The sequence below is a fragment of the Allobosea sp. RCC_152_1 genome, from assembly GCF_041360765.1.
GTDB lineage: Bacteria > Pseudomonadota > Alphaproteobacteria > Rhizobiales > Beijerinckiaceae > Allobosea > Allobosea spartocytisi.
Map to the genome: position 1 here is coordinate 16,203 of NZ_JBFUPU010000002.1, position 11,487 is coordinate 27,689.

Consider the following 11,487-nt stretch of genomic DNA (forward strand, 5'->3'; position numbering starts at 1 on the left):
CAATCCCCTGACACTCCCGGCGCTCGAAACAGCCAGGGAAGACCGCGCGTGACCGAGACCGCCACCAGCCCGCAGCCAGCCGTCCATTTCGAGCCGGACGATCAGGTCGAGCGGCTCAAGGCCGAGATCCTGCGCAAGCTCGCCTATTCGCTCGGCAAGGATCCGGCGGTCGCCCAGCCGCATGACTGGCTGACGGCGGGCATCCTGGCGGCGCGCGATCACGTCGTCGACGTCTGGCAGCATTCCACCCGGGAGAGCTACGACACCGGCCGCAAGCGGGTCTATTACCTCTCGCTCGAATTCCTGATCGGCCGCTCCTTCGCCGATACGCTGAACAATCTCGGCCTCACCGGCCCGTTCGCGCAGGCGATGCGCGAGCTCGGCGTCGACCTCAACGAGATCGAGACGATCGAGCCCGACGCCGCGCTCGGCAATGGCGGTCTCGGCCGGCTCGCCGCCTGCTACATGGAGGCGATGGCCTCGACCGGCGTGCCGGCGCTGGGCTACGGCATCCGCTACGACCACGGCCTGTTCAAGCAGCGCATCGACGGCGGCAAGCAGATCGAGGTGCCCGAGGACTGGCTCTCCTTCCGCAATCCCTGGGAGTTCGAGCGGCGCGAGAGCGCCTACAAGATCGGCTTCGGCGGTTCCGTCACCGGCACGGACAAGCCGGGCGAGATCTTCTGGGCGCCGGAGGAGACGGTCTTCGCCGTCGCTTATGACACGCCGATCGTCGGCTGGCGCGGGCGGGAAGCCACGACGCTCAGGCTCTGGCGCGCGCGCGCCATGCACCCGCTCTCGCTCGACGCCTTCAACCAGGGCGACCTGATCGGCGCCGTCGCCGAGCGCAATCGCGCCGAGGCGATCTCCAAGGTGCTCTATCCCAACGATTCCACGCCGACCGGGCAGGAACTGCGCCTGCGGCAGGAATTCTTCTTCACCTCGGCCTCGCTGCAGGATCTCGTGCGCCGGCACTACCGCCAGTTCGGCCGGCTCGACGACCTCGCCGACAAGGTCGCGATCCAGCTCAACGACACCCATCCATCGCTGGCCGTCGCCGAGCTGATGCGCCTGCTGATCGACCAGCACAAGATGGATTGGGAGCAGGCCTGGGAGGTCACCAACGCGACGATCTCCTACACCAACCACACGCTGCTGCCGGAGGCGCTGGAGACCTGGCCGGTCGCGCTGATGGAGCGGCTGCTGCCACGCCACATGCAGATCATCTTCGGCATCAATGCCCGCTTCCTCGACGGCGTGCGGCGCGAGCAACCGGATGCCGACCTGGCGACGCTCTCGCTCATCGACGAGTCCCATGGCCGGCGCGTGCGCATGGCCCATCTCGCCTTCGTCGGCTCGCACAAGGTCAACGGCGTCTCGGCGCTGCATTCCAACCTGATGAAGGAGACGGTCTTCGCCCCGCTCCACCGGATCTTCCCGGACCGCATCACCAACGTCACCAACGGCATCACGCCGCGCCGCTGGCTGTTCAACGCCAATCCGGGACTGACGAAGCTGCTGAAGGAGACCTGCGGCGAGGCGGTCCTCGACGATATCGGGCTGATCCGCCGCTTCGGCGCCCATGCCAGCGACAAGGCCGTCCACGAACGCCTGATGGCCATCCGCCGCGAGAACAAGCTGAAGCTCGCGAAGATCATCCGTCAGGATTGCGGTGTCACCGTAGACCCCGACGCGCTCTTCGACGTCCAGATCAAGCGCATCCACGAATACAAGCGCCAGCTCCTCAACATCCTCGAGACGATCGCGCTCTACGACGCCATCCGCTCCGAGCCCTATCGCGACTGGGCGCCGCGCGTGAAGATCTTCGCCGGCAAGGCGGCCTCGAACTACGCCACGGCCAAGTCGATCATCAATTTGATCAACGACGTCGCGGCCGTGGTGAACAACGACATCACCACCCGCGACCGGCTGAAGGTGGTCTTCCTGCCGAACTACAATGTCAGCCTGGCAGAGGTCATCATCCCCGCCGCCGACCTCTCGGAGCAGATCTCCACCGCCGGCATGGAGGCGTCGGGCACCGGCAACATGAAGTTCGCGCTCAACGGCGCCGTCACCATCGGCACGCTCGACGGCGCCAATATCGAGATCGGCGAGCGCGTCGGCGCGGACAACATCGTCATCTTCGGCATGACGGCCGAACAGGTCGAGGCCGCCAAGCGCAATCCGCGCCCGACCGCCGAGGTCATCGCCGCGACCCCGCATCTGGAAGGCGTGCTCGACGCCGTTGCGGGCGGCGCCTACTCGCCCCGCGAGCGCGGGCGCTACCAGGGCCTCGTCGATGGCCTGCGCGCCAATGACTGGTTCATGGTGCTGAACGATTTCGAGAGCTACCGGCAGGCGCAGCGCCATGTGGACGGCCTCTGGGCCGATCCGGCGACGTGGTGGCGCATGTCGGTGACGAACACGGCCCATTGCGCCTGGTTCAGCGCCGATCGCGCCATTCGAGAATATGCCGAGCGGATCTGGAATGTGCCGGTGGGCCTGCCCGCCCAGACAGCAGAATGATCGCCGCGGCGCGTCATGCTCGGGCTTGCCCCGGGCATCTCTTGCCAGAGATTCTCGGGTCTGCGCTGCGCTCCGCCCGAGAATGACGAACCCCAGCATCCTCCGTTGCCCGCTGCCCGCCCACATGGGCGCGACTGTCTCCGAAGGCGGCGTCACCTTCGCCGTCTTCTCGCGTAACGGCGAGCGCGTCCTCCTCTGCCTTTTCGACGAGACCGGGGACACCGAAATCGCCCGCCTGCCGCTGCCTTGCCGCAGCGGCGACATCCACCACGGCTTCCTGCCCGGTGCCGGCGCGGGCCTGCGCTATGGCTTGCGCGTCGAAGGTCCCTGGCAGCCGGAGCAGGGCCACCGCTTCGATCCCTCGAAGCTGCTGGTCGATCCCTATGCCACGCTGCTCGACCGGGCTTTCCTCTGGGATCCGCAACTGGCGCGGCATGGCGAGGAGACGGCCGATCTGGTACCGCGCTGCATCGTTGCCGGCCGTCCCAGCCCTCATCCAGAGGAAGGGCGTCTCGAGGGCAGCGGAAGCGAGCCGCCTCGCCTCATCTACGAACTCGCCATCAGATCCTTCACCATGCGCCATCCGGCCGTGCCGGAGCGCCTGCGCGGCACGCTCGCGGCCCTGATGGAGCCGGCCATCATCGCCCATCTCCACCGGCTCGGCGCTGGCCATGTCGAGCTGATGCCGATCGCCGCCTGGATGGACGAACGCCATCTCCCGCCGCTCGGCCTCGCCAATGCCTGGGGCTACAACCCGGTCAATTTCTTCGCGCCCGATCCTCGCCTCGCCCCCGGCGGCGGGGCGGATTTGCGCCGGCTCTGCGACGCCTATGCGCAGGCCGGTATCGGCGTGATCCTCGATGTCGTGCTGAACCACACCGCCGAGAGCGACGAATACGGCGCGACCATCGGCCTGCGCGGGCTCGACAATGCGGTCTATTATCGCCACGCTGCCGACGATCCCGGCAAGCTCGTCAACGACACCGGCTGCGGCCATACGGTCGCGCTCGACCGCGCCCCGGTCGTCCGGATGGCGATGGATGCGCTGCGCCACTGGCGCGCCCTCGGCGTCGCCGGCTTCCGCTTCGACCTCGGCACCGTGATGGGCCGGACGGAGACGGGCTTCTCCCAGGACGCTCCGCTCTTCGCCGCCATCCTGCAGGACCCCGATCTGTCGCGGAGCATCCTGATCGCCGAGCCCTGGGACATCGGCCCCGGCGGCTATCAGCTCGGCCATTTCCCCGCCCCCTTTGCCGAATGGAATGGCCGCTACCGCGACGATGTCCGCCGCTTCTGGCGCGGCGATGCCGGCATGGCGGGCGCGCTTGCGACCCGGCTTTCCGGCTCCTCCGATCTCTTCGCCATCAGGCATCGCGGCCCCGATGCGGGCGTCAACTTCCTCGCCGCCCATGACGGCTTCACCCTGGCCGATCTCGTCAGCTACGCGGCCAAGCACAACGAGGCCAATGGCGAGGACAATCGCGACGGCGACAATGACAGCCATAGCTGGAACAACGGCATCGAGGGAGCGAGCCGCGATCCGGCCGTCACGGAGGCCCGCAACCGCGATATCCGCGCCCTGCTGGCGACGCTTTTCCTCTCGCGCAGCATTCCCATGCTGACGGCCGGCGACGAATTCGGCCGGACTCAGCATGGCAACAACAACGCCTATGCCCAGGATAATGCTGGCTTTTGGCTCGATTGGGAGAGGGCGGACGATGCGCTGATCGGCTTCGTCGCGGCGCTCGCGAAACTGCGCCGCGAGCATCCCTTGCTGACCGCCGACAGCTTCCTCACCGGCGCCGGCGAGCCGCCCGACGCGCTCTGGCTGAAACCGGATGGCAGCCGGATCGGCGATGGCGACTGGAACGGCCTCGATGCTTTCTGCCTGCAGCTGAACGGGACCGAGGAAAGCCTGCTGGTCGCGGTCAACCGAGGGCGGGAGGGCGTGCCGCTGGCGCTCCCCGGGGAGGGTTGGGAAAAGCTGTTCACATCGACCGATGGCGTTGGCAGCGAACTACCGCTCCGTAGTGTCAGCCTCTGGCGACTCCCCAGACCATCATAGAAAGAGCGCTGGAAACCCCTCTCGGATGGGAGAAGAGCCGGGGTGAGGGACCGCCGCCCATCGCCAAAATGCGACGGTTCCGTCGCGCCTTCAACGGCAAGCGCAGGCCCTCATCCGGCGCTCCGCGCCACCTTCTCCCATCCGGGAGAAGGGAAAAGCGTCGCGGCTCCGGCGCCTTCATGTCACCTTCATGACGCCCGGGGCCGCCTGCGCCGGAAGCGGCCTCACATCAGCACGATCAGCGATCGCGGCGAGAGCGTGATCTCCTGCTCCGCCTTCAGCCCCTTGCGGCCCTCGTCTGAGTCCGGCCCGGTCTCGGTGTCAAGGACGACAGCCCATGAACCGGCCTTCACCCGCGGCGGAATCCGGAAGACAACCTCTCCGTCGAAGCTGTTGAAAAGAATGAGCGCTTCGTCGCCGCCCTCCTCCACGTCGGGCATGTGCATCAAGAGCCCGATGGCGCGCAGGCCGGGATCGTCCCATTCCTCTTCCTGCTGGTCGCCGCCGCCGGGATTGACCCAGCGCAGCACGCAGCCGTCGCGGTAGGAGGCGCGGCGGAAGATCGGGTGCTCGGTCCTCAGCGCGATGACACGCGTGACGAACGTGGCCAGCGCCTCGTCCCGCTTCGTCAATTCCTCCCAGCGCAGCCAGGCGGTTTCATTGTCCTGCGCATAGACATTGTTGTTGCCTCGGTTGGAGTGGCCGTGCTCGTCGCCGGCGAGGATCATCGGCGTGCCATGCGAGAGCAGGAGCGAGGCGAGCAGGTTGCGCTTCTGGCGCTCGCGCACGGCGATGATGCCCTTGTCCTGCGTCGGTCCCTCGGCGCCGTAGTTGAAGGACAGGTTGTGGCCGTGGCCGTCCTTGTTGTCCTCGCCATTCGCCGCATTGTGCTTGTCGTTGTAGGAAACGAGATCGGCGAGCGTGAAGCCGTCATGGGCGGTGACGAAATTGACGCTCGCCCAGGGCCGCCGCCCGCGCTCGTCATAGATGTCGCCCGAGCCTGTGACGCGCGCGGCGAGATCGCGCACCAGCCCCTCCTCGCCTTTCCAATAGGCGCGCAGCGTGTCGCGGTACTTGTCGTTCCATTCGGCCCAGCCCGGCGGAAAGCCGCCGACCTGATAGCCTCCCGGCCCGATATCCCAGGGCTCGCCGATCAGCTTGAGCTTGCTCAGCACCGGGTCCTGCCCCATCGCGTCGAAGAAACCGCCGCGCGGATCGAACCCTTCCGGTTCGCGCCCCAGGATCGTGCCGAGATCGAAGCGGAAGCCGTCGACCTCCATCGCCTCGGCCCAATAGCGCAGCGAATCCATCACCATCTGCAGCACGCGCGGATGGCTGGTATTGACCGTGTTCCCGGTGCCGGTGTCGTTGACGTAATAGCGCGGCTTGCCGGCGATGGTGCGATAGTAGGAGAAGTTGTCGATGCCCTTGAAGGAGAGCGTCGGCCCCAGTTCGTTGCCCTCGGCCGTGTGGTTGTAGACCACGTCGAGGATCACCTCGATGCCGGCATCGTGGAAGCGGCGCACCATGTCGCGGAAGGAGGCGAGCCCGGCCCGGCCCTCATAGCGCTGCATCGGCGCGAAGAAGCCGATCGTGTTGTAGCCCCAGTAGTTGGAGAGCTTCCTGGCGACGAGATGATGGTCGTCGAGATAGGCCTGCACCGGCAGGAGCTCGACGGAGGTGACGCCGAGGCTCCTGATATAGTCGACGACCGCCTTCTCGCCGAGCCCGTCGAAGGTGCCGCGCCTGGCCTCCGGAACGGCCGGGTGCAGCTTGGTGAAGCCGCGCACATGCGTCTCGTAGAAGATCGTGCGATCCCAGGGCACCATCGGCTTCGCCGGGGCCTTCGGATCGGCGCTCCAGTCGCAGACCACGCATTTCGGCATGAAGGGCGCGCTGTCGAGCGTGCTGAAGGTGAGGTCCTTGTCGAGCTTCGCCGCCACCTCATAGCCGTAATGGGCGTCGTCCCAGGCGAGCGCGCCCGAGAACTCCTTGGCGTAGGGGTCCAGCAGCAGCTTGTTCGGGTTGAAGCGGTGGCCTTCCTCGGGCGCGAAGCGGCCATGAACGCGGTAGCCATAGCGCTGGCCCGGCTTCACGCCCGGCAGATAGCCGTGGAAGATCTCGTCGGTATATTCCGGCAGCGTGATCCGCGCCGTCTCGGTCGCCCCGCTCTCGTCGAAGAGGCAGAGCTCGACCCTTTCCGCATAGGCGGAGAACAGCGCGAAATTCGTGCCCTCCCCGTCATGGACGGCGCCGAGCTCGGAAGCCCGGCCGGCTTCGATCCTCAACGCCTGCGCCTGTTTATCCACCATGCCACCCGCCTCTTCTCATCGGCAGGCGATGCGGCGTCCGCAACGGCCCTGTCATATCGCTCCGCCATTCTGTCGCGGAGGTTGCAACGTCCCGCCCCTGGCGCGGTTCCGGCGAACCGGCCCCGATCTTGCTTCTTTATTTTGCAGTGCACCCTGGAACCTTAACCTTTGTGATCTGTTCTTGACGGGCGATGTGCCGAGGACGTGACGATGGCGGATCTGAAGCTGGTTGAGACCGACACTGTCTCCTCGACATCCGGCCACGCCTTGATCTACGCCGCCGTCGTCAAGGACGACCCGGCCGAGCGCTCCTCGCCGATCCCGGCGACCACCAAGCTGCTGTTCGTCACCTCCGAAATGGGCGACTTCATCAAGGCCGGCGGCCTCGGCGAGGTTTCGACCGCTTTGCCCCGCCAATTGCGCGCCTTCTGCGATGTCCGCGTGCTGCTCCCCGGTTTCCGACAGGTGCGTGCCGCAAGGCCGGCGATGGACATCGTCCGCCAGATGCCGCGCACCGCGAGCCTGCCGCCCTGGTCGCTCGGGCGCTTCGCGACGGCAGACGGGCTGACGATCTACGCCGTGCTCTGCGACGAACTCTATGACCGCGAAGGCTCTCCCTACGGCCCCTTCGCCGGCGGAGACTTCGGCGACAACGACCTCCGCTTCGGCCGGCTCTCGCTGGCGGCGGCCGAGATCGCCGCCGGCGAGGCCGATCCCAACTGGAAGCCCGACATCATCCACGTCAATGACTGGCCCTCGTCCCTGGCGCCCGGCTATATGCGCTGGAAGGGCCTGGCGACGCCCTCGATCCTGACGATCCACAACCTCGCCTATCAGGGGCTCTACCAGCCGCAGCGCATGGCCGCGCTCGGCATTCCCGACCTCGCTTTCAACGTCAACGGCGCCGAGTTCCACGGCAAGATCTCGTTCCTGAAGAGCGGCATCTATTACGGCTCGCACGTCACCACCGTCAGCGAGACCTATGCCCACGAGATCACCACGCCCGAGCATGGCTGCGGCCTCGAAGGGCTGCTGAAAACCCGGATGGACGAAGGCCGGCTCACCGGTATCGTGAATGGCATCGACGATAGCTGGAACGCGCTGATCGAAGGCGGCAAGACCTCCGAGCAGATCGTCCGCCAGTGGAAGCGGCGCAACGCCGCCGAGATCCGCAAGACCTTCGAATTGCCGGATTCGCGCGGCCCGCTCTTCTCGATCGTCTCGCGCCTCGTCCACCAGAAGGGCATCGACCTCTCGCTCGAGGCGGCCGAGAGCATCGTCGCCAGCGGCGGCCAGCTCATCGTCACCGGCCGCGGCGAGCCCCGGCTGGAGGAGGCGGTCGAACGGCTGGCACGGCAATATCCGCGCGCCGTCGCCGCCCGCATCGGCTTCGACGACGGTGAGGCGCGCCGGCTTTTCGCCGCCAGCGATTTCCTGCTGATGCCCTCGCGCTTCGAGCCCTGCGGCCTGAGCCAGATGTATGCCCAGCGCTCCGGCGCCCTGCCGATCGCCTATCGCACCGGCGGCCTCGTCGACACCATCGAGGATGGTCTCTCCGGCTTCCTGTTCTCGTCGCTGACCGGCCAGGGCCTGACCTCGGCGGTGGTGCGCGCCTTCGACGCCTTCCGCACCAAGCGGGCCTTCCGGCAGATGCGCGAGCACGCCATGGCCAAGCGCTTCGACTGGCGCCGCCCCACCTTCCGCTATGCCGATGTCTATGCGCGGGCGCTGGCCGCTTGAGCGGGGCTGGTACCCTGGCGCTGGAAGCGGGTATCGTCCCGGACGCAGCGACGCGGAGAGCTGGAATCAGGGCTGGGACCCATGCCTGAACCCCGTTCGGACAAGCTCAGGCACGGACCCCGGGTCAAGCCCGGGATAACCGCGTTGTTCGGTGGGATCTCAGCGTTTCTTGGGCGCCGCCTTGGTCGCTGCCGCCTTGAGCGGAGCGGCGGCCTTCGCAACAGCGACTTTCGGAGCGGTCTTGGCCGCGCCGGCCTCGACCTTGCCCTTCACCGGCGCTTTCGGCTTGGGGATCCCGCCCTTGGGTGCCGGTTCCTTGAGACTCGCCGCGACACGTTCCTCGGCAAGGCGCCAATGTTCGCCGTCGCGTCCGTCGGGGCGTCCCTCCGCCTCCCAGATGGCGTAGGCGGTATCCCTGACGATCTGCTCGCGGCTCATCGACATTCTCCCTGCACCAGGCTGAAACCCGGGGAAACAACCGGGCTGCAAACACTTGGTTCCGTGCGAGAATGAGCGTCGCGGGCAGCATCTTGCGGCCGGAACGGAAAGCGCCTCTGCTGCGTTGCATCATGACCGATTCCGCGAGCGCCGTGGAGTCCACACCGAACCGGTTCGACCGCCCCTGATGCCCCAGTCTCGCGTCCATTTTCCGTCGCTTCCCCCGCACGATATCCTCCTGCTGGAGGAGGCGCGCCATCCCGACCCCTTCGCCGTGCTCGGCCGGCACCGTGTCGGCGATGAGAGCGTGGTGCGCGCCTTCCTGCCCGGCGCCCATTACGTCGAACTCGTCACCGGCGAGGGCGATACGCGCAAGGCCGTGGCCATGATCGCCGAGGGCAACGGGCTCTTCGAGGCCTTGTGCCCGGCCGACGAGCCCTACCGGCTGCGCGTGTCCTGGCCGGACGGCATCATCGAGGCGGCCGATCCCTATGCCTTCGGCCTGCTGCTTTCCGAGGAGGATATCTATCTCTTCGCCGAAGGCCGGCATTTCGACCTCGCGACCCGCCTCGGCGCCAATCCCCGTGTCTTCGACGGTATCGAGGGCGTGCTCTTCGCCGTCTGGGCGCCGAATGCCTCGCATATCTCCGTCGTCGGCGACTTCAACGGCTGGGACGCCCGCCATCACCCGATGCGCCGGCGCCTCGGCCCGGGCATCTGGGAGCTCTTCGTCCCCGGCATCGGCCCCGGCGCGGTCTACAAATATGCGATCGCCGGCCCGCATGGCGAGCCCCTTCCCTGGAAGGCCGACCCGCTCAGCCGCCGGCAGGAGGAGCCGCCGCGCACCGGCTCGATCGTCGCCGCCGCGCCGGACTTCGCTTGGAGCGATGCCGAATGGCTGGCGCGGCGCGAGCGCGCCAACCCGGTCAACGAGCCGATGGCGGCCTATGAGGTCCATGTCGGCTCATGGCTGCGCAGCGAATGGGGCCAGATGGGCAGCTGGGACGAGGCGAGCGAGCGCCTGATCCCCTATCTCCGGTACATGGGTTTCAGCCATGTCGAGCTGATGCCGATCACCGAGCATCCTTTCGGCGGCTCCTGGGGCTACCAGCCGCTCGGCCTCTTCGCGCCGACCGCGCGGCTCGGCCCGCCCGAGGCTTTCGCCCGCTTCGTCGATCGCTGCCATGCCGCCGGCATCGGCGTCATCCTCGACTGGGTGCCGGCGCATTTCCCCTCGGACGACCACGGTCTCGCCCGTTTCGACGGCACCGCCCTCTACGAGCACGAGGACCCGCGCCAGGGTTTTCACCGCGACTGGAACACGCTGATCTACAATGTCGGCCGGCGCGAGGTGCGCGGCTTCCTGATCGCCTCGGCGCTATGGTGGGTAGAGACCTTCCATCTCGACGGGCTGCGCGTCGATGCCGTCGCCTCGATGCTCTACCGCGACTACAGCCGCGAGCCCGGCGAATGGGTGCCCAACCAGTATGGCGGGCGCGAGAATCTCGAAGCGGTCTCGTTCTTCCAGGAGCTGAACACTCTGGTCGGCGGCCGCGGGCGCGGCGCCGTTACCATCGCCGAGGAATCGACCGCCTGGCCGGGCGTCACCACCCCGGTCCACCTGGGCGGGCTCGGCTTCCACTTCAAATGGAACATGGGCTGGATGCATGACACGCTGCGCTATTTCGCGCGTGACCCGATCCATCGCGGCCACCATGGCGACGATGTCACCTTCGGACTGATCTATGCCTTCTCGGAGAATTTCGTACTGCCGATCTCGCATGACGAGGTCGTGCACGGCAAAGGCTCGCTGCTGGCGCGCATGCCGGGCGACGACTGGCAGCGCTTCGCCAATCTGCGCCTGTGCCTCGCGCTGATGTGGAGCCATCCCGGCAAGAAGCTTTTGTTCATGGGCTGCGAGTTCGGCGCCGAGCAGGAATGGAATGTCGATGCCCCCTTCCCCTGGCCGGATGATGGCGACACCCGCCGGCGCGGCGCCATGCAGCTCGTCCGCGATCTCAACGCGCTCTACCGCGCGACGCCGGCGCTCTACCGGCTCGACCATGAGCCGGAAGGCTTCGGCTGGGTCATCGCCGACGACAACGCCAATTCCGTCTTCGCCTTCACCCGCTCGGCCGGCGACGGCAAACCGCCGCTCATGGTCGTCGCCAACATGACGCCGGTGCCGCGCCACGACTATCGCATCGGCGTTCCCACCGCCGGCCTCTGGCGCGAGCGGCTGAACAGCGACGCGGACATCTATGCCGGCTCGGGCCTGGGCAATGGCGGGCAGGCGCGTGCGCAAGCGATCCCCGCCCACGGCCAGCGGCAATCGCTCTCGCTGACCCTGCCGCCGCTGGCGCTGATCGTGCTGGAGCATGGAAGTGCCGGCGGCTAGTGGTGGCT

The 11,487-nt window shown here is 67.3% G+C and carries 6 protein-coding genes; 4 read left to right on the plus strand and 2 right to left on the minus strand.

What is annotated here, in order from left to right:
* Window positions 1–48: 48 nt before the first annotated feature.
* Together AB6806_RS06400 and glgX (AB6806_RS06405) are read left to right on the plus strand one after the other, a co-directional pair.
* Window positions 49–2,526 (plus strand): glycogen/starch/alpha-glucan phosphorylase, encoded by a 2,478-nt coding sequence (locus AB6806_RS06400; RefSeq protein WP_142021855.1) that lies wholly within the window; start codon window positions 49–51, stop codon window positions 2,524–2,526.
* A gap of 124 nt (window positions 2,527–2,650) precedes the next feature.
* Window positions 2,651–4,591: a glycogen debranching protein GlgX gene (gene glgX, locus AB6806_RS06405; RefSeq protein ID WP_370954320.1), complete on the plus strand. Its 1,941-nt coding sequence runs from the start codon at window positions 2,651–2,653 to the stop codon at window positions 4,589–4,591.
* A gap of 224 nt (window positions 4,592–4,815) precedes the next feature.
* Here glgX (AB6806_RS06405) and glgX (AB6806_RS06410) read toward each other — a convergent pair whose 3' ends face one another.
* The gene (gene glgX, locus AB6806_RS06410) at window positions 4,816–6,903 is read right to left on the minus strand and encodes a glycogen debranching protein GlgX (protein WP_370954321.1); all 2,088 of its coding nucleotides are present in this window, start codon (window positions 6,901–6,903) and stop codon (window positions 4,816–4,818) included.
* A gap of 210 nt (window positions 6,904–7,113) precedes the next feature.
* Here glgX (AB6806_RS06410) and glgA point away from each other — a divergent pair, with 210 nt between their 5' ends.
* Window positions 7,114–8,643: a glycogen synthase GlgA gene (glgA, locus tag AB6806_RS06415; protein ID WP_142021852.1), complete on the plus strand. Its 1,530-nt coding sequence runs from the start codon at window positions 7,114–7,116 to the stop codon at window positions 8,641–8,643.
* A 159-nt stretch (window positions 8,644–8,802) separates the two neighbouring features.
* Here the strand turns inward: glgA and AB6806_RS06420 are convergent, their stop codons facing one another.
* Window positions 8,803–9,081 carry a DUF2934 domain-containing protein gene (locus tag AB6806_RS06420; RefSeq protein WP_370954322.1) on the minus strand — a complete coding sequence of 93 codons (279 nt, stop codon included), beginning with the start codon at window positions 9,079–9,081 and terminating at the stop codon, window positions 8,803–8,805.
* A gap of 187 nt (window positions 9,082–9,268) precedes the next feature.
* Here AB6806_RS06420 and glgB point away from each other — a divergent pair, with 187 nt between their 5' ends.
* Window positions 9,269–11,479, plus strand: coding sequence for a 1,4-alpha-glucan branching protein GlgB (gene glgB / locus AB6806_RS06425; RefSeq protein WP_370954323.1), 2,211 nt, complete (start codon window positions 9,269–9,271; stop codon window positions 11,477–11,479).
* Window positions 11,480–11,487: the final 8 nt, after the last annotated feature.